This window comes from Microbacterium meiriae (assembly GCF_040686935.1).
Taxonomy (GTDB): Bacteria; Actinomycetota; Actinomycetes; order Actinomycetales; family Microbacteriaceae; genus Microbacterium; species Microbacterium meiriae.
This window is the reverse complement of record NZ_JBFBMF010000002.1, coordinates 532,224-552,482: the sequence shown is the minus strand read 5'-3', so window position 1 is coordinate 552,482 and position 20,259 is coordinate 532,224. Positions and strand designations below refer to the sequence as shown.

18 protein-coding genes, 1 tRNA gene and 1 pseudogene are annotated in these 20,259 nt (G+C 68.9%); 15 read left to right on the top strand and 5 right to left on the bottom strand.

From position 1 onward, the window contains the following. Positions 1-17: 17 nt before the first annotated feature. Together AB0P08_RS08085 and AB0P08_RS08080 are read left to right on the top strand one after the other, a co-directional pair. Positions 18-94: transfer RNA gene (locus AB0P08_RS08085), tRNA-Ile, on the top strand. Positions 95-390: 296 nt separating this feature from the next. Further along, the gene (locus AB0P08_RS08080; RefSeq protein WP_363589244.1) at positions 391-2,754 is read left to right on the top strand and encodes an arylsulfatase; all 2,364 of its coding nucleotides are present in this window, start codon (positions 391-393) and stop codon (positions 2,752-2,754) included. Positions 2,755-2,769: 15 nt separating this feature from the next. Here AB0P08_RS08080 and AB0P08_RS08075 read toward each other — a convergent pair whose 3' ends face one another. Continuing rightward, complete coding sequence (locus AB0P08_RS08075; RefSeq protein ID WP_363589242.1) at positions 2,770-3,381, bottom strand: hypothetical protein; 612 nt, start codon at positions 3,379-3,381, stop codon at positions 2,770-2,772. Here AB0P08_RS08075 and AB0P08_RS08070 point away from each other — a divergent pair. The 6 genes and pseudogenes from AB0P08_RS08070 to AB0P08_RS08045 all read left to right on the top strand — a co-directional run bounded on the left by AB0P08_RS08070 (position 3,380) and on the right by AB0P08_RS08045 (position 8,284). After that, entirely contained in the window at positions 3,380-3,958 is a 579-nt protein-coding gene (locus tag AB0P08_RS08070; RefSeq protein ID WP_363589240.1) for a hypothetical protein, read from the top strand. The two genes, AB0P08_RS08075 and AB0P08_RS08070, sit on opposite strands and share 2 nt — an antisense overlap. Before the next feature lie 239 nt (positions 3,959-4,197). Beyond that, on the top strand, positions 4,198-5,961 hold the full coding sequence (locus AB0P08_RS08065) for a DUF5979 domain-containing protein (RefSeq protein ID WP_363589238.1): 1,764 nt from the start codon (positions 4,198-4,200) through the stop codon (positions 5,959-5,961). 147 nt (positions 5,962-6,108) lie between these two features. Continuing rightward, on the top strand, positions 6,109-6,615 hold the full coding sequence (locus AB0P08_RS08060; RefSeq protein ID WP_363589236.1) for a hypothetical protein: 507 nt from the start codon (positions 6,109-6,111) through the stop codon (positions 6,613-6,615). Between the two features lie 89 nt (positions 6,616-6,704). Continuing rightward, a pseudogene (locus AB0P08_RS08055) lies at positions 6,705-7,082 on the top strand (globin domain-containing protein); the annotation flags it as partial. Beyond that, on the top strand, positions 7,068-7,919 hold the full coding sequence (locus AB0P08_RS08050; RefSeq protein ID WP_311198677.1) for a ferredoxin reductase domain-containing protein: 852 nt from the start codon (positions 7,068-7,070) through the stop codon (positions 7,917-7,919). The pseudogene AB0P08_RS08055 and the gene AB0P08_RS08050, both read left to right, overlap by 15 nt. Positions 7,920-8,023: 104 nt before the next feature. Beyond that, entirely contained in the window at positions 8,024-8,284 is a 261-nt protein-coding gene (locus AB0P08_RS08045; RefSeq protein WP_187664041.1) for a DUF6458 family protein, read from the top strand. A gap of 53 nt (positions 8,285-8,337) precedes the next feature. On the opposite strand, the gene AB0P08_RS08040 is transcribed toward AB0P08_RS08045, so the two are convergent. Continuing rightward, positions 8,338-8,655 (bottom strand): DUF7882 family protein, encoded by a 318-nt coding sequence (locus AB0P08_RS08040; protein WP_060921991.1) that lies wholly within the window; start codon positions 8,653-8,655, stop codon positions 8,338-8,340. 184 nt (positions 8,656-8,839) lie between these two features. Next, a complete protein-coding gene (locus AB0P08_RS08035) occupies positions 8,840-9,754 on the bottom strand; it encodes a helix-turn-helix transcriptional regulator (protein ID WP_268776336.1) in 915 nt (304 codons plus the stop codon). 134 nt (positions 9,755-9,888) lie between these two features. Here AB0P08_RS08035 and AB0P08_RS08030 point away from each other — a divergent pair, with 134 nt between their 5' ends. Then, a complete protein-coding gene (locus tag AB0P08_RS08030; protein WP_363589234.1) occupies positions 9,889-10,788 on the top strand; it encodes an alpha/beta fold hydrolase in 900 nt (299 codons plus the stop codon). Here the strand turns inward: AB0P08_RS08030 and AB0P08_RS08025 are convergent. Next, entirely contained in the window at positions 10,760-11,233 is a 474-nt protein-coding gene (locus tag AB0P08_RS08025; protein ID WP_025103414.1) for an Lrp/AsnC family transcriptional regulator, read from the bottom strand. The genes AB0P08_RS08030 and AB0P08_RS08025 overlap by 29 nt on opposite strands. A 171-nt stretch (positions 11,234-11,404) precedes the next feature. On the opposite strand from AB0P08_RS08025, the gene pdhA reads away from it, so the two are divergent. The 3 genes from pdhA to AB0P08_RS08010 are packed head-to-tail and all read left to right on the top strand — an operon-like array spanning position 11,405 to position 14,909. Then, positions 11,405-12,520 (top strand): pyruvate dehydrogenase (acetyl-transferring) E1 component subunit alpha, encoded by a 1,116-nt coding sequence (gene pdhA, locus AB0P08_RS08020; RefSeq protein WP_363589676.1) that lies wholly within the window; start codon positions 11,405-11,407, stop codon positions 12,518-12,520. 2 nt (positions 12,521-12,522) lie between these two features. Then, positions 12,523-13,533 (top strand): alpha-ketoacid dehydrogenase subunit beta, encoded by a 1,011-nt coding sequence (locus tag AB0P08_RS08015; protein WP_363589232.1) that lies wholly within the window; start codon positions 12,523-12,525, stop codon positions 13,531-13,533. Then, positions 13,530-14,909: a dihydrolipoamide acetyltransferase family protein gene (locus AB0P08_RS08010; RefSeq protein WP_363589230.1), complete on the top strand. Its 1,380-nt coding sequence runs from the start codon at positions 13,530-13,532 to the stop codon at positions 14,907-14,909. The genes AB0P08_RS08015 and AB0P08_RS08010 overlap by 4 nt, the downstream gene beginning before the upstream one ends. Here the strand turns inward: AB0P08_RS08010 and AB0P08_RS08005 are convergent. Then, positions 14,902-15,504: a TetR/AcrR family transcriptional regulator gene (locus AB0P08_RS08005; protein WP_363589228.1), complete on the bottom strand. Its 603-nt coding sequence runs from the start codon at positions 15,502-15,504 to the stop codon at positions 14,902-14,904. The two genes, AB0P08_RS08010 and AB0P08_RS08005, sit on opposite strands and share 8 nt — an antisense overlap. 112 nt (positions 15,505-15,616) lie before the next feature. On the opposite strand from AB0P08_RS08005, the gene AB0P08_RS08000 reads away from it, so the two are divergent. From AB0P08_RS08000 to AB0P08_RS07990, 3 genes are read left to right on the top strand one after another with little or no spacing between them, the layout of a single operon-like run. Next, on the top strand, positions 15,617-17,170 hold the full coding sequence (locus tag AB0P08_RS08000; RefSeq protein ID WP_259951544.1) for a carboxyl transferase domain-containing protein: 1,554 nt from the start codon (positions 15,617-15,619) through the stop codon (positions 17,168-17,170). A gap of 5 nt (positions 17,171-17,175) precedes the next feature. Continuing rightward, positions 17,176-19,110, top strand: coding sequence for an acetyl/propionyl/methylcrotonyl-CoA carboxylase subunit alpha (locus tag AB0P08_RS07995; RefSeq protein WP_363589226.1), 1,935 nt, complete (start codon positions 17,176-17,178; stop codon positions 19,108-19,110). Further along, entirely contained in the window at positions 19,110-20,258 is a 1,149-nt protein-coding gene (locus AB0P08_RS07990; RefSeq protein WP_187664149.1) for an acyl-CoA dehydrogenase family protein, read from the top strand. The genes AB0P08_RS07995 and AB0P08_RS07990 overlap by 1 nt, the downstream gene beginning before the upstream one ends. The last annotated feature ends 1 nt before the right edge of the window (position 20,259 follow it).

The following is a 20,259-nucleotide window of genomic DNA, read 5'->3' as shown; positions in this document are numbered from 1 at the left end:
CTAGGCTGGGGCGGTACGGGGCGGTGGCCAAGCTGGTTAAGGCAGTGGGCTCATAACCCAACGATCGCGGGTTCAAGTCCCGCCCGCCCTACCACACGACACGCTCTGGACCAGCGTAATTCCGCGGATTGAGGGGTCGCCCGGTGACTGTCAAAGGTCATCGAGCGAGCGAATCGGCCGGCCGGGTCTGCCGCCCGGCCATCGATGCCTCGGCCGCCCGCCACTCTCGTCGTTGACTCACCCGCAACGGGTGAGCTCACTGCCGCTTGGTGAGCATCGCGGCACTAGCTTGCTACCGGAAGATAGAGAATGCGCGACGCCTAACCGGCCCCGGAACGAGTACTTCGTGTGCGGGCTGAGTCAGGGGGGTGAAAGTGAGGAGCAAGAACGATGACGGAGCACGGCCGGTTGCGGACTGTCCTTCCGATCCCAGATCGCGACTACGCAGGTCCGATTCCCTACGATGCGAAGAGCGGTGACGCGAAATTTCCTGCGATCGAACCGCTGCGTCCGCCCGCGGGGGCGCCGAATGTGTTGATCGTGCTGATTGACGACGTGGGCTTCGGTGCGTCGTCAGCGTTCGGCGGTCCGTGCAGCACCCCGACATTCGAGAAGCTCGCATCGAACGGACTGAAGTACTCCCGGTTCCACACGACTGCGATCTGCTCTCCGACGCGCGCTGCGTTGCTGGGCGGGCGCAATCACCACACGCTCGGGATGGCGGGCATCACGGAGATGGCGACCGCTGCGCCGGGGTACTCGTCGGTGCGTCCGAACTCGTGCGCACCGCTCGCCGAGATCCTCAAGCTCAACGGGTATGCGACGGCCCAATTGGGGAAGTGTCATGAGGTACCGGTGTGGGAGACGAGCCCCGCAGGTCCCTTCGATCGGTGGCCCTCCCCGGGCAACGGGTTCGAGTACTTTTACGGCTTCTTAGGAGGCGAGACTGACCAGTACTATCCGACTCTGCATGAGGGGACGACGCGTCTTGATCCGCCGGCGTCGCCGGAGGAGGGGTATCACCTGACGGAAGATCTCACGGAGAAGGCCATTGCCTGGGTGGGCCAGCAGGCCTCGCTTGTGCCAGACAAGCCGTGGTTCATGTACTTCGCTCCTGGCGCCACCCATGCGCCGCATCACGTTCCGAAGGAATGGGCGGACAAGTACAAGGGTGAGTTCGATGATGGGTGGGACGTGCAGCGAGAGCGCACATTCGCGCGCCAGAAGGAGCTCGGAGTCATCCCGCAGGATGCGGAGCTCACCGAACGTCACGACGTGATCCCCGCGTGGGATGACATGGATGACGCGCTCAAGCCCGTGCTCGCGCGTCAAATGGAGAACTACGCAGGATTTCTTGAGCACACCGACCACTACGTCGGAAAACTGATCGACGCGATCGACGAACTCGGCCAGCTCGAGGACACCCTCGTATACGTGATCATCGGTGACAACGGTGCGTCCGCAGAAGGAACCCTGCAGGGAACCTTCAACGAGCTGATCAGCCTCAACGGCATGGGCGAAATCGAGACACCCGAGTTCTTGATGGAGCGCATCGATCAGATCGGCGGTCCCGAATCCTCGCCGCATTACGCGGTCGGCTGGGCGCACGCGATGTGCACGCCGTACCAGTGGACAAAGCAAGTCGCCTCCCACTGGGGCGGGACCCGTAATGGGACGATCGTGCACTGGCCGAACGGAATTGAGGCCAAAGGAGAGGTGCGCAGCCAGTTCACGCATGTCATCGACGTCGCACCGACTGTGCTGGATGTGGCGGGGCTCCCGGAGCCGGACTTCGTCAACGGAGTCGGACAGAAGCCCTTTGAGGGCGTGTCCATGCGATATAGCTTCAACGGTGCTGATGAGCCAGAGCGCCATGAGACGCAGTACTTCGAGATCTTCGGCAATCGCGGTGTGTACCACAAGGGGTGGTCAGCGGTGACCAAGCACCGAACGCCCTGGCAGACAACAGGGGACGTCGGCATCGCTTTCGATGACGACGTCTGGGAGCTGTACGACGGGTCGAGCGACTGGACGCAAGCCCGCGATCTCGCTGCGGAGAATCCCCAGAAGCTGGCCGAACTGCAGCGGCAGTTCCTCATCGAGGCTACCCGCTACAACGTGCTTCCGCTGGATGACCGATCCTTCGAGAGAGTGCTTCCGGAGGTGGCGGGACGGCCGACACTCGTCGGTGACCGGCAGATTCTGAGACCTGGTATGGGATCGCTCCTCGAGCAACATGTCGTCAACTGGCGAAATCGCTCCTGGTCGTTGACCGCACAAGTCACAGTCCCGCCCGGTGGCGCGGAGGGTGTGCTGTTGAATCTCGGTGGTCACGCTGGTGGGTGGGCGTTCTACCTCAAGGGCGGGGCTCCGACGTTCTGCTACAACCTTTTCGGCCTCGAATGGACATATATCCGCGGGACTGCCGTAGCGCCGGAAGGGGACCACCAGGTGCGCATTGAGTTCGCCTACGACGGTGGCGGACTCGGCAAGGGGGGCACGGTCACGCTCTATACCGACGGTGTCGAGATCGGAAACGGGCGACTGGAGAAGACGGAGGGCATCGGATTCGGGTACGAGTACACGGACGTCGGCAAAGACAGCCTTTCGCCCGTCACCGATGATTACCCCGCGGGCAACGCCAACGCCTTCACCGGCACGATCCACTGGCTTGAAATGGAGGCAGGCCAGGACAGCCACGCACATCTGGTCGACCCTGCGAGCCTGATGCGCGCGGCGATGTACAAGCAGTAGCGCGACTGTGCCTTGTCAGGCCACGGGGACGAGCTCAGCGCCGCGCTCGAACCGTAGATTGCCGTCGCTGGCCGGCGGACTGGAGCCTGTTCCTCCCTGGCTCGTAGGGTGCCGCCCATCCGCAGGCGCCTCGGCGACCTCCCACAGTGGTTCTCCCGCGCTGACGGCGCCGCGGATGAACGTCTGCGATGCCGGTGACGTTGCGGTCGGGGACCGGGTGAAGTCGTTGACGCCGTCGCGGTTCGTGTCCGCGAAGGACAGGCTGCCGTCGAACCGGAACGAGCGCTGCCCGACCGAACCGTGAGCGAGTTGCTTCCGCCCGATGATCGTTCCGGACTCCGGTGGGTGAGGGACCGCAAAGCAGTAGGAGAAGACGTGGGTCTGATTCTTCGGGAAGGATACGACCTCGACGTCGTCGCCGTCGACCGCGTTCACCGCCCGGCGGTGGACTCGGCGACGATTTTCCCGGTCGTGGTGTTCCAGCGTCCTGGAATTGAAGGGTCGTTGCGCAGAGTTCGCAACGAGCCGCCGCGCGATACGCGCCCTGTCGTAATCGTCGCCGCGTTCTCCCGTCTCTCCTCTGGAGGTCTCGACGCCCGTCAGCCTCCGGATCGGAGCAGGAGCCATGACGACCACGAGTGTGCCGAACGCGGAGACCCGTCGTCGGATCGAGGACGTGGGGCAGCTCACGTTGCGTCTCGCGATCGCGGCGAGTTTCGCCCTCGCCGTCGCCGACCGCTTCGGGCTCCTCGGCGGCCCGGGGGCTGATGGCGTGTCGTGGGGATCGTGGACGATCTTCCGTGCGTACACGGCGCAGCTCGTCCCTGTCCCCGTCGACCTGGTGGTGGACACGGCGGCCGTGCTGGCGACGGCTCTGGAGACCGTCCTCGCTCTGCTGCTGGCCGTCGGGCTGTGGACCCGGCTCGCGGCGGGAGTCGCCGCGCTGCTCACGGTGACGTTCGGCGTGACGACGCTCGTCTTCCTCGGGCCGCTTGCGCCGTTCCGATACCCGGTCTTCGTCTTCACGGCCGTCGCGATCCTGCTCGGTGGGCTGAAGCGCTACCGGTGGAGCATCGATGCGCTGCGAAAGGAGGTGCCGGGAGCGGGAGAGACAACGATGCCCCCGGCACCAGGTAGACGGCGAATGCCTCTACAGACGGACGGACGCGTCGGGAGGGGAAGCGATCCGTCACAGGAGAGATGACGAGGTGACCGTTTCATGACGCCGTTTTCCGCAGGATCACGGCATATTGCACGTGCCGCGAGAAACCCGTTCGACCGAACCGCGTAACAGAACGTGCCGTTCTGCATCCCTTCCTGGGGACATCACTCGCGCGGAAGAAGCCATCCGCGCGAGTTCATCGATCATCTGGGGAGTCGAAAGTGCCAGTCATTCAGCATGCAATCAGATCGGGCGCGCGGGGAACGCGCCTGAGGACGTTCGTGGGTGCTCTGCTCGCGATCTGTCTGGCGGCCCTGGCGGCCGTCATCGCGACGCCGGCCACGGCCCGCGCTGCGGAGGTCGCGGGGATCACCTCGTTGACCATCACCGAACCCACCGACCAGATCAAGGTCTGGGACCGGATCGCGTTCGAAGCGACCTGGGCAGTGCCGGACACGGCGACCGCGGGGGACACCTTCCGCCTCGCCTTCCCGACGAGCCCGAGTCTCACCGGGGTGCGGGATTCCTTCGCTCTGACGGCGCCGGATGGCCAGACCGTCGGAACCTGCGAGGTGTCGAGCGGTGAGCTCGTGTGCACGCTCACGGACTACGTGGACAGCCACACCGACGTCAGCGGCACCCTGCACTTCCGCGCCAGGGCGGATGAGGAGACCACACTGACGGAGATCCCGTTCACGACGGGCGGCGGAACCGTCGTCCCGGTCGACGTTCCCGGCGGGATCGGGCCGGTCCCGGAGTTCCCGGCGCCGACGACCCCGACCAAGTGGGGCGACGTGACGCTCGACGGTCGGAACATCGCGTGGGGCGTGAACATCCCGTCGTCGGCACTGGCCGGGGAGGCCCCGACGCTCACCGACACGTTCACCGCCGGCCTCGTGCTCGATCCCGCGTCCGTCACCGTGGCGTACGTGCTCGCGCAGGACTGGGCGGGAGGCAAGTACACCGTGTCGACGGGGCTGCAGTCGGGCAGCGACTTCACCGTCTCGGAGGTCAGCTCCGAGTCGTTCACTGTGACGGTGGACGCGCCAATCGTCGCCGACGCGATCTACGTGCTCCGGTACAAGACCGCACTGCCTGCCGACGTCCGTCCCGGTGATGCATTCCACAACACCGTGACCGGCTCCCGGTGGGTCGCCGAGAGCACACCGGTCATCTACTCCCAGGGCGGGGGAGACGGTGAAGGGGTGCTCCCGGTCGGCGGGTTCACCGTGACCAAGGAGGTCAGCGGTTCCGGCGCGGCTCTGGTGCCCGACGACCGCGAGTTCCGGGTGGCCTACACGTACCAGCGCGCAGGACAGACGGAGGAGGGCGAGCTCGCCCTGCGGTCCGGACAGACCGATGGCCTGAAGGATCTGCCGGCGGGAACGGTCGTCACCCTGTCTGAGGTCACGCCGGCGGACGTCGACGGCGTGACCTGGCAGGCGCCGGTCTTCTCCGGCACCGGTGTTGCGATCACCGATGGCGGCGCGACCGTCACCATCGCACGGGGCGCGACGGTCGCGGTGACGCTCACCAACCCGACTACGGTCACGCCGCCGCCGGTCGGGGGCTTCACGGTGACCAAGAAGGTCACGGGGGCGGGGGCCTCCCTCGTTCCTGCGCACCAGACCTTCACCGTGGAGTACTCGTACGAGCTCGCGGGGCATTCCGTCACCGGTGAACTCGCGCTCCGTGCCGGCGAGAGCGAGGGACTCGCGGATCTGCCGGCGGGAACGGTCGTCACGCTCCGCGAGAAGGCGCCGATCGCCGTGGAGGGCGTCACGTGGAAGAGCCCGCACTTCACCGGCGCAGGAGTCGACGTCGGCGACGACGGCGCGACGCTCACGATCTCCGAAGACGCGACGCTCGGGGTGGTCCTCACCAATGGGACCGCCGTCACTCCGCCGCCCCCTCCGGGTGGTGAGCTCGCCTTGACCGGATCCGAGGGACCCGCCGGCCCGTTCGCCCTGGGAGCGCTGCTGCTGCTTGCGGGACTGACAGCGCTCGGCGTCCGCCGTCGGGTGGCGGGTCGCGCCGGTGATTGAGGACTAGGAGAGGCCGGGCAGTTCGATCGCGCGACGACTTCTTCGTCGTCGCGTGATCGATCGTGCCATTCGGCGTCTCGTGGTCGTCGAGGAGTTTCCCTCGACGACCACGCCGACGCCGCAGCGCGTCGGAGAAAGGCATCTCTCATGACCAAAACGCTCATTGCCCGTGCCTCTGCCGCCCTCGGCGTCGCGGCCGCTCTTTCGCTCGGTGGAGCGACGCTCGCTCCCACCGCTCACGCGGAGGCGACACCTGCGGACCCGGCCGTGTCGAAGCCGCTGAGCACGGGCGTGCTCGCGCAGCGCGTCGGGCCTGCCTGTCTCTTCTTCCAGTACACATTCAACATGAGCCCGACCGATCCCCAGGTGGGGGACACCGTGACGTACACCATGCAGTTCCTCAACAACGGCGAGGTGGACTCCACGAAGAGCGCGCTCACGTTCCGCCTGGACGGACTCCTCGACGACTCGACCTGGGCAGCGTCGACGCTGGAAGCGACCTCCGGCCGCCCTTCCGCGGCGGAGAACGCCGTCACGTGGAACGGGCCGCTCGACGCCGGAGACGATGTCGTGCTGCGCTTCAGCGGCGTGTGGACGGGCGAAGGCGATGGCCTCGCGTTCCCGCGGGTCGAGTCCTACGGCTACGTGAGGTGAAAGCGGGGCGGAGTCCTGTTTTCCACGGTATCCGCGGCGACGTGGCGCGCTCGTCGTCGAGAGGCTGAACGGACACCGACCGAAAGGCAGCCATGCAGCTCTCCACGGATTCCGAAGCCATCGTCCGCGCCACCGCCGGCGTCGTCGCCTCACACGCCGACGAGATCACCACCCTGTTCTATCGGCGCATGTTCGAGGCGCATCCGGAGCTGTTGAACGTCTTCAACCGCGCGCATCAGGCGCAGGGCGATCAGCCCAAGGCACTGGCGGCGTCCGTCGTGGCGTTCGCCGTCCACCTCATCGATCCCGACGCGCCGGACTTCTCCCCGGTGATGCGACGTATCGCCCACCGCCACGTCTCGCTGGGGGTGTCGGCCCGTCAGTACACGATCGTGGGCCGCTATCTCCTGGCCGCCGTCGATGAGGTCCTCGGCGAGGCGGTCACACCGGCGGTGCACGCCGCGTGGGATGAGGTGTACTGGCTCTTCGGCTGCTCGCTCATCGCGGAGGAGGCGCGGCTCTACGCGGAGGCGGGCACAGACCCGGACCACCCGTGGCGGCCGCACCGCGTCATCGAGCGGGTGGAGGAGGCCCGTGACGTCATCTCCCTCGTCCTGGAGCCGGTGGACGGTCAGCGGGCGCCCCATCGGACCGGGCAGTACGTGGCCGTCGCCGTCGACCTCCCGGACGGCACGCGCCAGCCCCGGCAGTACACGATCTCCTCGTCTGCACCCGGGGCAGCGCTGCGCGTCACCGTGAAGCGTGTGCGTGGTGTGGACGGCGCACCGGACGGTCAGGTGTCGACCTGGCTGCACGAGAACGCGCAGGTCGGTACGGTACTCGATGTCTCCCAGCCCGCCGGCGACCTGCTCCTCGACGACTCCGATGACGCGCTGGTCCTGATCTCGGCGGGAATCGGCATCACTCCCGTCGCGGCGATGGTGGACGACCTCGCACAGCGGCGTCCCGACCGGCCGGTGCACCTGTTCCATGTGGACCGGGAGCCGGACACGCACGCCCTCGTCTCTGCCGTGCGCGGTCGCGCGCAGCATCTGAGCGACGTCCGCGCCCTGACCTGGTACACGGCGGGCGTGGAGGAGGGGCCGTCGGTGCGGTCCGGCCGGATGGATCTCGCCGGCATCGACCTTCCGCCGACGGCACGCGTCTTCCTCTGCGGGCCGCTGTCGTTCATGCAAGCCGTTCGGGGCGCACTGACGGCCCGCGGGATCGAGCCGGACCGTATCGACTACGAGGTCTTCGGCCCTGACCTCTGGGCTCGGCGCCCGGAGTCCGGCGCGGCCTGAGAGTCCCGGAGACCTGAGCGTGGCCGTGTCAAGCCCCTCCTCGACGCCACGAGGTGCTGCCATGCTCCCCGAGAGCGGCACCGCGCCGCGGAACGGGAGAGACAATGAGCATCGGCAGCGGAATCGCGCTCTTCGTCATCGGAGCGATCCTCGTGTTCGCGATCAACGTCGACGTGCCGTGGGTCAACCTGGACATGGTCGGCTACATCCTCATGGGTGCCGGCGTGATCATCTTCCTCATCGGCATCGTGCTGCTCGCCCGCCGACGTCGCACGGAGACCGTGTCGCGCACGTACGTCGACCCGGCGACGGGGGAGCCCACGACCCGTCGTTCGGTCAGCTCCAGTTCGGACGAGGGCCTCTGAGCTGACCCATTCGGAAACGAGAAGGGCCGCGGGGAAACCCGCGGCCCTTCTCGTCAGACGACGTCTGCGCCTTCGAGATGTTCCTCGACGAGGGTGATGCCTCCGCTCGAGTTCGCGGAGTGGGCGAGTTCCTCGATCCAGCGACGGCTCAACTCGGGCGTCTCGGCCTCGTCGAAGACGAACCGGAGCGGGATGGACGGGTGCAGCCACAGCGTGGAGCGGCCGGGGGCGTCGCCCTCGGGGTGGCGCCAGGAGAGGGTGAAGCTCTCGTTGCGCCGCAGCTTGGTGGCGATGACGACCTTGAGGTGCGCGAGTGCGCGGTCTTCGATCTGGATCGGCGTCTGGGTGTCGCCGTAGTACAGGCTGCCCATCGTCAGCCGACCTTCGCGCGGGAGGCGGGGGTGTTCATGGCGCTCCTTCGGAACGTGCAGGGGGATGACGGCAGACCGCTCCCGGGGATACTTGGACTCTACACAATTTGCGCACGACATCGTGCGCATCGCCGGGACTCGCCGTCGGGCACGAACAGAGTATGCGCGCGGTGTCAGTCCGGCGTCACAGGGCCGCCAGGACGGGCGGATTCCCGTACGCCTCGCGATAGGCGGTGGCGAACCGGGAGACATTGCTGAAGCCCCATCGGCGGGCGACGGCCGACACGGAGGCTCCCTTGCCGTGTCGCAGATCCCGATGCGCGCCGTCGAGCCGAGCACGCCTCAGGGCCTCGTTCGGTGTGATGTCGAGCGCGCGTCGGAACGCATACTGCAGGCCACGCGTGGACATGTACGCGGCCGCGGCGACGTCGTCGACCGTGATCGGCAGATGTGCGTTGTCCTCGATGTACGCCAGGGCACGACGCACCGAGGCCGGTGCCGCAGAGCGCTGCGCGGGACGGTGCAGCGACTCGCTGAACGTGGTGGGGAACGCCGACATCGTCAGCAGGAGGGCGTGGCGTTCGAGTTCTGCGGCGATGAGAGGGGCGGCGCCGTCCGGTCCGAACGAGCCGTCGATGTAGGAGAACATCTGCTCCCACCGCGCTCCGTCCTCCCGCGTATGCGGAGCGAGCCCGGTGGCCCGGAGCTCGAGGCGGTCGTCGCCGGTGATCTGCCTGATCGAGTCGCGCGCTGCGGTCCGATCAAACACGAGGGCCCGGACCCGGGCCACCTGATTCCATTTCGCTTCCACGCGGACGCCGTCCGTCAGCCACGGCTGGGCGGCGTCCAGTCCCTGCCGCCCCGACCAGATCCGGGCATCGGCGGCATCCACGCGGCACACCAACAGCTGATCCTCGGGCTCGGCGCGGGAGTGCACCTGGGCGGCGAGCTGGTAACGGACCAGCGACATGGAGGGTGCCTCCACCGAGCGCCAATCGAAGCGGAACCGGCGCGGGTCCACGTCCTGCAGGGTCGCCGAGGGCACGAACTGCTGCCAGGTGGTCTCCACCTGCTCGATGTCCGTGGACGTGAACTGCACCGACACTCCTTGCTGCGCCCTCTTCCGGGCGGCCGGGGCTTCTTGGACAGTAGCCCATGCCACTGACAGCACGGTGGGGATGCTCCGCGGGCCCGCGGGCGGGCCGCGCGGTCGGGGCCTCGTAGACTCGGATCATGAGTGTGCCTTCCCCGTATGCGGAGCGATTGAGCCGGATTCCGGTGCAGCGCCACGAGGTGGAGGTCCGTGGCGGATCGACGGCGTACTGGGCGTACGGTCCGGACGACGCCGAGACGACCGTCATCGCGGTCCACGGCTTCCGGGGCGAGCACCACGGTCTCGAGTCTGTCCTGGCGTTCCTGCCCGAACTCCGGGTGCTGGCTCCCGACCTCCCGGGATTCGGGGAGTCCGCGCCGTTGCCCGGTCGCCGCCACGATCTGGCGGAGTACGCGGGATGGCTCACCGAGTTCACGGCGGCCACGGCACCCGGTGCCGTGATCCTCGGCCATTCGTTCGGTTCCATCGTGACCGCCGCCGCCGTCGCCGGAGGGCTGGAGACCCCGCGGCTGATCCTCGTGAACCCCATCGGCGCGCCCGCGCTGGAGGGACCGAAGGGCATCATGACCCGACTGGCGGTGCTGTACTACGCTCTCGGTGCCAAGCTTCCGCCGCGGATCGGCACCGCGCTCCTGCGCAACCGGGTGATCGTCCGTGTCATGAGCGTGACCATGGCGAAGACGCGGGATCCGGAGCTGCGTCGCTTCATCCACGACCAGCACGACACCTACTTCTCGCGGTTCTCCGACCGGGAGGTCCTGCACGACGCGTTCGTCGCGAGCGTCTCCCACGACGTCAGGGAGTTCGCGCCGTCGATCGACGTTCCCACGCTCCTGATCGCCGCCCAGAAGGACGACATCACCCCGATCGAGGCGGAGCGCGCGCTGGTCACTCTCTTCCCGGACGCGTCCCTCGTCGAGATCGCGCACGTGGGTCACCTGATCCACTACGAGACCCCGGCCGAGGCAGCCGGAGCGGTCCGTCGGTTCCTCAGGATTCCCGTCGCGCGAGGCCGATGAGTCCGGCCACCCGGAACGGGATCACCTCGCCCATCGCGAGCGAGGTCTCCGTGCGCTCCACGCCCTCGATCGAGAGGATCCGGGCGTCCGTGTCGAACAGGTGACGCGCGTCGCGGCACGCCACGCGCGCCAACAGGTCGATGGAGCCGCTCAGGCCGTGCGCCTGGACGACCTCCGGGATGCGCGCGAGCTCGTTGATGATCCGGGGAAGCTCGGTCTGGCGGACGCCGATGCTGACGAACGCCTGCAGCGGGAACCCCAGGACATCGGGGGAGAAGGCGCGCTCGTAGGAGAGGAACACGCCGCTCTGCTCCAACCGCGCCATCCGCGCCTGGATGGTGTTCCGCGACAGGCTCATGCGCTCGGCGAGAGCGACGATGGTCACGCGCGGGTCGTCGGCGAGCGCGGCGAGAAGCTCCAGGTCGATCCGGTCCAGTCCAGGCATAGTGCCAAACCCTAGCAGCACGCGACCGGAGAAAAATGAGCAACATGCTCAATCCAGGTTGAGTTGCTTGAGCGAGGTGTTCACCGGACGTACCCTCAGACCATGCCGGTGATGACGCCGGCACCATTGCGCGTCGCCCCACGAGGGCCGCCAGGGACGAGGAGGACGATGATGTCGCCGCAGACCACCCCCATTGCGGACACCGCCCAGGATCTGGAGCTGTCGGAGCGCATCCTCGCTCCGGACGGGACCCGTGTCGCCAACGACCGTCTCGACCCGTTCGTCACCGATGTCGACGCCGCGCAGCTGCGGGCACTGCACCGCGACATGGTCATCCTCCGCCGCATCGATGCCGAGGGCGTGGCCCTGCAGCGTCAGGGGCAGCTGGGACTCTGGGCGCCGTGCCAGGGCCAGGAAGCCACGCAGATCGGTACGGCCAGGGCGCTCGATCCGCAGGACTACGTCTTCCCGAGCTACCGGGAGACCGGCGTGATCTACGCGCGCGGCGCGCAGCCGGGGGACTACGTGCGGATGTGGCGCGGTGAAGAGGGGGCGGCCTACGATCCCGCCGCCCTCCGCGTCGCTCCGTTGCAGATCATCATCGGCGCCCAGACCCTGCACGCGGTCGGGTACGCGCTCGGCATCCAGCATGAGAAGGCATCGGAGGTCGCCGTGACCTACTTCGGTGATGGGGCGACCAGCCAGGGGGATGTGAACGAGGCGATGATCTTCGCCGCGTCGTATCAGGCGCCGGTCGTCTTCGTCTGTCAGAACAACCACTGGGCCATCTCCGAGCCGGTCGCCGTGCAGTCGCAGTATCCGATCGCCGGGCGCGCGCCCGGGTTCGGGATCCCGAGCCTCCGTGTGGACGGGAACGACGTCCTCGCCTGCCTGGCGGCGATGCGCTGGGCGTTGGACCACGCGCGCTCCGGGAAGGGCCCGGCCTACATCGAGGCCGTGACATATCGGATGGGCCCGCACACCACCGCGGACGACCCCACCCGGTACCGGGACGAGGCCGAGCTGGAGTCCTGGCGCCGCCGCGACCCCATCACGCGACTGGAGGCGTACCTCCGTGCGACCGGGGACCTCACCGAGGAGCATCTCGCCGAGACGCAGGCGGCTGCGGACGCGGTCGCCAAGGAGATGCGCGCGACCTGCCTCGGCATGGTCACCCGTCCGCCGCTGGCGGTGTTCGACGGCGTCTATGCCGGGCCGCACACGGGCCTGGAACGGCAGCGCGACGAGTACGCGGCATACCTCGCGTCGTTCGAGGGCGAGGCGTGACCATGACCGAACTCACTCTCGGCAAGGCGCTGGGCGCCGGCCTCCGTCAGGCGATGCGCGACGACGAGAAGGTGGTGCTCCTGGGCGAGGACATCGGCAAGCTCGGCGGCGTCTTCCGGATCACCGACGGCCTCCTCGACGAGTTCGGGGCGGCCAGGGTCATCGACACACCGCTCGCGGAGTCCGGGATCGTCGGCACGGCCGTCGGTCTCGCGTTCCGCGGCTACCGCCCGGTCGTCGAGATCCAGTTCGACGGGTTCGTCTACCCCGCCTTCGACCAGATCGTCTCGCAGGTCGCCAAGCTGCACTACCGCACCCAGGGGCGGGTGAAGATGCCGATCACGATCCGGATCCCGTGGGCCGGCGGAATCGGTGCCGCCGAGCATCATTCCGAGTCGCCGGAGGCCTACTTCGCCCACACGGCGGGCCTCCGTGTCGTCGCCGTCTCGAATCCGGAGGACGCCTATCGGAGCCTCCGGCAGGCGATCGCGTCGGACGACCCCGTCGTGTTCTTCGAGCCCAAGCGGCTCTATCACCACAAGGGCGAGGTCGACCTCGAGGCCCCGCTCGCGGATGCGCCGCCGATGGGACTCGCCCGGGTCGTGCGCTCCGGGACGGACGTCACGGTCCTCACGTACGGGGCCATGGTGAGCACCGCGCTGCAGGCGGCGGAGGCCGCGGAAGACGAGGGGATCGCCCTGGAGGTCATCGACCTGCGATCGCTCTCTCCGGTGGACTACGACTCCATCGCCGCCTCGGTGCGGAAGACCGGACGAGTGGTCGTCGCGCACGAGGCCTCGCGGGAAGCCGGCCTCGGCGCGGAGGTCATCGCGAGCGTGACCGAGCTCTGCTTCGAGTACCTCGAATCCCCTCCGCTGCGGGTCACCGGGCATGACGTGCCGTACCCGCCCGCCAAGCTCGAGAAGTACCACCTGCCGGATCTCGACCGGATCCTCGATGCGGTCGATCGCGTGATGGATCGCCCGCACAGCCTGACGGGAGCGGACGCATGATCGCCGAATTCCGTCTCCCCGACCTCGGCGAAGGACTCACCGAGGCGGAGGTCGTGCAGTGGCTCGTCGCGCCGGGCGACAGCGTCGCGCTGAATCAGACCCTCGCGGAGGTCGAGACGGCCAAGGCCGTCGTCGAGCTGCCGTCGCCCTATGAAGGCACGGTGTCGACCCTGCACGCGGACGCGGGAGAGACCGTCGCCGTGGGAGCACCGCTGATCGCCTTCGACATCGAGGGGGACGAGCCTCCGGCGGCGCCGTCCGGTGGCGAGGAGGAGGCCTCCGCGGAGAAGGCGCAGCCGAACCTCGTGGGCTACGGAGCCGCCCCGACATCGAGTGGACGCCCCGCGCGCCGGGCGCGGCGCCGGAGTGCCGCCCAGGTGGCCTCGGCGGCCGACACCGCCGTTCTCGAGGCAGCGCCGCACGACGCGACGCCATCGGTCGCGGTCGAGCCCGTTCTGGAGCGACCACGGTCCACCCCTCCGGTGCGCGCCTACGCCAAGCGACGGGGCGTCGACCTCGTCCTCGTCGCTGCGGAAGTCGGTGACCGAGTGATCACGAGGGCAGACGTGGATGCGTACGCGGAGCGTATCGGAGCGGAGCCGTCACGGCCCGCCGGGACGCCTGAGCGCGAGACCACCGCGGCCTCCGGCACCCTTCCGCGCGCGGAGGGGAGGCCGCGGGAGACGCGCGTCCCGATCCGCGGGGTCCGCAAGCACACGGCAGCGGCGATGGTGCAGAGCGCGTTCACCGCCCCGCACGTCACGGTCTTCCACACGGTCGATGTGACCGCGACCATGGAGATGCTGGCACGTCTCCGCGATGACCGAGCGCTTGCGGAGCACCGGATCGGCCCGCTCGCCGTCGTCGCGAAGGCCGTCTGTCTCGCTCTGCGCCGGGCGCCCGGCCTGAATGCGCGCTGGGACGAGGAGTCCGGCGAGATCGTCCACTACGGTTATGTCGACCTGGGGATCGCCGCGGCGACCGATCGGGGTCTCATCGTGCCGATGATCCGGGATGCGGAGCGGATGAACCTGGTGGAGCTGTCGACCGCGGTCAGGCAGCTCGCGGATACCGCTCGCGCGGGGAAGACCTCCCCGGCCGAGCTCGCCGGGGGCACGTTCTCCCTGTCGAACATCGGGGTGCTCGGGGTGGAGGCCGGAACACCGATCCTCCCGCCAGGGCAGTCCGGGATCCTTGCGGTCGGCGCGGTGCGGCGGCAGCCGTGGGAGTACCGCGGTGAGATCGCACTCCGTCAGCTCATGACGCTGAGTCTGTCCTTCGATCATCGCCTCGTCGACGGGGCCGAGGGCGCGACGTTCCTCAAGGACGTGGCCGACATCCTCGAGGATCCGGGACGGGCGATGCTGCTCAGCTAGCGGCGCGCAGCGCAGCCTCGGCCATCGCGACCAGCACGGTCGCGGTGGTCGTGTGCCGTCTCGTCGCGGCCCGCGTGCTGTGCGGGGTCGAATTGATGAGACCGAAGCACGCCTGCACGCGGAGCCGGAGTTCGTCCCGGTCGAGCGGTTCCGGACGCTCGAGCGCGGCGAGAGCGTCCATCCAGAGCTCGATGTAGGCGCGTTGCAGCCGGCGGACCTCGGCGCGATCGTCCTCGTCGAGGAAGGCGAGATCGCGATCCTGCACCTGGATGACCTCGGCGTTGCCGAGCGCGAACTCCACATGGAAGCGGATGAGCCCGCGCATGCGCTCGTCGGGTGCGCTCGTCTCCTCGGACACGCGTCGTCCGCCCGCGACGAGGTCCTGGCTGACCTTCACCAGGACCGCTCCGAGAAGGGCCTGCTTCCCGGCGAAGTGGCGGTACACCGCGGGCCCGGACACACCGACGGCAGCGCCGATGTCCTCCAGGCTCACCCCGCTGTACCCGCGCGCGGCGAAGAGCCGAGCCGCGGCATGCAGAAGGGCGTCGGAGCGTTCTGCCTTGGCGCGGTCACGGGCGGTGGCGGGGCTTGTCATCTCAGTTAATCCTCGCTAACCTGAATCAACGGGTTAGTGAACACTAACCGAGAATGCATGCAGCGCGCCAGGTTCCCCGCCCGGCGCGACGTGGGTCGAGGAGGACGTCACGATGCCGGCAACCCAGGAAGCGCTCGCCCAGCGGCTCCGTGACCGTCTCGCGACCGCAGCGCAGGGTGGCCCCGCGGCCTCCCGCGAGCGACATGTCGCCCGCGGGAAGCTCCTCCCGCGCGACCGCGTCACCCGTCTCCTCGACGAGGACAGCCCGTTCCTCGAGATCGCCCCGCTCGCGGCCGACGGTCTGTACGGCGGGGAGGCGCCGGGGGCCGGTGTCATCGCCGGCATCGGCCTGGTCCACGGCCGGCACGTCATGGTCGTCTGCAACGACGCCACCGTGAAAGGCGGAACGTACTATCCGCTCACCGTGAAGAAGCACCTGCGGGCGCAGGAGATCGCCCTCGAGAACCGTCTGCCGTGCCTCTACCTCGTGGACTCGGGCGGCGCCTTCCTTCCTCGACAGGACGAGGTCTTCCCGGACCGCGAGCACTTCGGACGCATATTCTTCAACCAGGCCCGGCTGTCCGCGCAGGGAATACCGCAGCTCGCGGCGGTCCTCGGATCGTGTACGGCGGGTGGCGCCTACGTTCCCGCGATGAGCGACGAGACCGTCATCGTCCGCGGACAGGGCACGATCTTCCTCGGCGGGCCTCCTCTGGTGAAGGCTGCCATCGGCGAGATCGTCACGGCGGAGGAGCTCGGCGGAGGGGAGCTGCACGCCCGGCGCAGCGGCGTCGTGGATCACCTCGCCGACGACGACGAGCACGCGCTGGAGATCCTGCGCGACATCGTGGCCACGCTGCCGCCGCCGCTCGCCCCGGCCTGGAACGTCGGGGAGAGTCGCGCCCCGGCGGAGATCGGCTCCCTGTACGACGTGGTTCCCGTGGACGTCAACGCCGCGTACGACGTGCGCGAGGTGATCGCACGCCTCGTCGACGGCGACACCTTCCATGAGTTCAAGGCCGAGTACGGCACCACACTGGTGACGGGTTTCGCGCGGCTGCACGGCCACCCCGTGGGCATCGTCGCGAACAACGGCGTGCTGTTCAGCGAGTCGGCGCTCAAGGGCGCGCACTTCATCGAGCTCTGCGATCAGCGCGGCATCCCACTGCTCTTCCTGCAGAACATCACCGGGTTCATGGTCGGCTCCGATGCGGAGGCGGGAGGGATCGCGAAGGACGGGGCCAAGATGGTCACGGCGGTGGCGACCACCCGGGTCCCCAAGCTCACCGTCATCATCGGCGGCTCCTTCGGGGCGGGCAACTACTCGATGTGCGGGCGCGCCTACTCGCCGCGATTCCTCTGGACCTGGCCGGCGAGCCGGATCTCGGTGATGGGCGGGCCTCAGGCCGCCTCGGTGCTCGCCACGGTGAAGGACGACCAGCTCGCGGCGCGCGGGGAGGCGTGGACCGCGGAGGAGCGTGCGGCGTTCGAAGAGCCGATCCGGGCGCAGTACGAGGAGCAGGGCGAACCGTACTACGCGACCGCACGGCTGTGGGACGACGGCATCGTCGACCCGGAGCAGACCCGTGACCTCCTCGGTCTCGCCCTGGACGTCGTCGCCCGCAGCCCCCTGCCCGAGCCGCGCTTCGGCGTCTTCCGGATGTGAGCCCCATGTCGCACTCGCCTTCCCTCTCGTTCTCCTCGGTCCTCGTCGCGAACCGCGGCGAGATCGCGCGCCGCATCATCCGGACCCTCCGCGGCCTCGGCATCCGCAGCATCGCGGTCTACAGCGATGCAGACGTCGACGCGCCGCACGTCCGCGAGGCGGACGCCGCCGTGCGGATCGGGCCGGCGCCGGCGGCGGAGTCCTACCTCGACATCGACGCCGTCATCGCCGCGGCCCGCGCTTCCGGAGCGGAGGCCGTGCATCCCGGCTACGGATTCCTCTCCGAGAGCGTCGGGCTCGCGGAGGCCTGTGCGGAGAGCGGCATCGTGTTCATCGGCCCGACGGTCGAAGCACTCCAGATCATGGGAGACAAGGCGCGAGCCCGTGAGCATGTGAGCCGCAGCGGCGTGCCGGTGGTGCCGGGGTTCGACGCCAGGGGCCTCTCGGATGCGGAGATCCGCGAGGAGGCGGAGGCGGTCGGGTTCCCGCTCCTCGTCAAGCCGAGTGCCGGCGGGGGTGGGAAGGGTATGGAGGTCGTCGTCGACAGCGCGGGTCTTCCCGGCGCGCTCAGTTCAGCCCGACGCGTCGCGGCATCCGCCTTCGGCGACGATGCGCTCATCCTGGAGCGTCTCATCCGCCGACCGCGTCACATCGAGGTGCAGGTGTTCGGCGATGCGCACGGCACCGTCGTGGCGCTCGGCGAGCGCGAGTGCACGCTCCAGCGTCGTCACCAGAAGGTGATCGAGGAGGCGCCGTCCGCCGGGATCCCGCCCGCGACCCGCGACCGGCTGCTCACGGCAGCCGTGCGCGCTGCGGAGAGCGTCGCCTACGTCGGAGCGGGGACCGTGGAGTTCCTCGTCGACGCCGATGCTCCCGACGACGTCTTCTTCATCGAGATGAACACCCGGCTGCAGGTGGAGCACCCGGTGACCGAGGAGGTCACCGGACTCGACCTCGTCGCACTCCAGCTCCGCATGGCCGACGGACAGCCGCTCGACGTCGCACCCCGGACGACCGGGCATGCCGTCGAGGCCCGTGTGTACGCCGAGTCGCCGGAGCGCGGGTTCCTGCCGTCGACCGGCACCGTGCTGCTCTTCGACCCGCCTTCCGGTGTCCGCGTGGACGCGGCCGTGGAGTCCGGGAGCGTGGTGAGCGGGTTCTACGACCCGATGATCGCGAAGATCATCGCGTGGGCGGAGGACAGGGCGACAGCGCTGCAGCGACTCGACGATGCCCTCGCCCGCACCGTGGTGCTGGGAGTGGAGACGAACATCGCGTTCCTGCGCCGGCTCCTCCGGGACCGTCGCGTGCTCGAGGGCGACCTCGACACCGGTCTCATCGACACCCTGCTCCCGCTCGAGCCGATGAGCCCGTCGGCGGCGCAGGTCGCGGCAGCTGCCGGACTGGTGGACGCTCGTCGCGAGACCGCCGCATCACCGGGCGGCGCCGGACCGCTGTGGCGCTCCCTCCCCGGGTGGCGTCTGGGGGCAGCACCGCACGCGCCCGAACCGTTCACCCTGCTCACCGACGACGACGAGATCGTACGCACGACACCGACGCTGCCCCCGTCCGACCGGGTGTGCGCGGCCCGCGATGCCGAGGGCGCGATATGGGTCTGTGAAGACGGGCGGACGCTGCGGCTCCGCCCCCTGGATCGCCGCGGCCGGATGCGGAGGCGACTCGCCGCCGCGGAGCGGGAGGCCCGCGCCACCGAGCCCGAGGCGCGCGCCCCCATGCCGGGCGGTGTCGTGGCGGTCCATGTCGAGGACGGTGCGGCCGTCCGCGCGGGAGAGCCTCTCGTATCGATCGAGGCGATGAAGATGGAGCACCCCGTGGTCGCGCCGCACGACGGCGTGGTGCGGATGCTGGTCGCGGTGGGCGATCAGGTGCGGCGCGATCAACCGGTCGCCCGCGTGTCGATGACGGAGGAGGACCGATGATGCACGATCTCACCGAAGAGGAGCGCGAACTCGCCGCGATGGCACGCGAGTTCGCCGACACGGTGGTCGCCCCGCAGTCCTACGAGGCGGATCGCACCCACACGCTCTCGATGGACGTCGTGCGGCAGATGGGCGAGCTCGGCCTCTTCGGGCTGCCCTTCCCCGAGGAGTACGGCGGGCAGGGCGGCGACTACATGGCGCTCGGCCTCGCCATCGAGGCTCTGGGACGAGTCGACCAGTCGATCGCGATCACCCTCGAGGCCGGCGTGAGCCTCGGGGCGATGCCCGTCTTCCGCTTCGGCACCGAGGAGCAGAAGCGCGAGCTGCTGCCGGATCTCCTCGCCGGTCGTGCCCTCGCCGGGTTCGGACTCACGGAACCCGAGGCGGGGAGCGATGCCGGGGCGACGCGGACGACAGCGCGGCTCGACGGCGACGAATGGGTGATCGACGGCTCCAAGCAGTTCATCACGAACTCGGGCACCCCGATCACACGGTTCGTGACGGTCACCGCCGTCACCGGTCAGAACGAGGGGCGCAAGGAGATCTCCACGATCATCGTCCCGAACGGAACGCCGGGGTTCACGGTCGAGCCGCCCTACGACAAGGTGGGCTGGAACGCCTCGGACACGCATCCGCTGACGTTCGACGGGGCACGGGTGCCGGCGGGCAACCTCCTCGGCGAGCGGGGGAGCGGCTTCCGGAACTTCCTCAGCATCCTGGACGAGGGGCGCATCGCGATCGCCGCCCTCTCGACCGGCGCCGCGGAGGGCTGCCTGGAGGCGGCGGTCGACTACGCCAAGAGCCGCACCATCTTCGGCAGCGCCCTCAGCACGCGGCAGAACGCCCAGTTCACCCTGGCGCGCATGCGAGCCCGCGTCCACACGGCACGACTCGCCTGGCACCACGCTGCCCGTCTCCGCGACGCGGGAGAGGCGTTCGCCGAGCAGGCGGCGATCGCGAAGCTCGTCGCCGGGGAGGCCGCGATGGACAACGCCCGCGACGCCACGCAGATCTTCGGAGGCAACGGCTTCATGAACGAGTTCCCGGTGGCGCGCCACTATCGCGACTCCAAGATCCTGGAGATCGGCGAGGGGACCACCGAGGTCCAGCTTCTCGTGATCGCCAGGGCGCTCGGACTCGCCCGGTAGC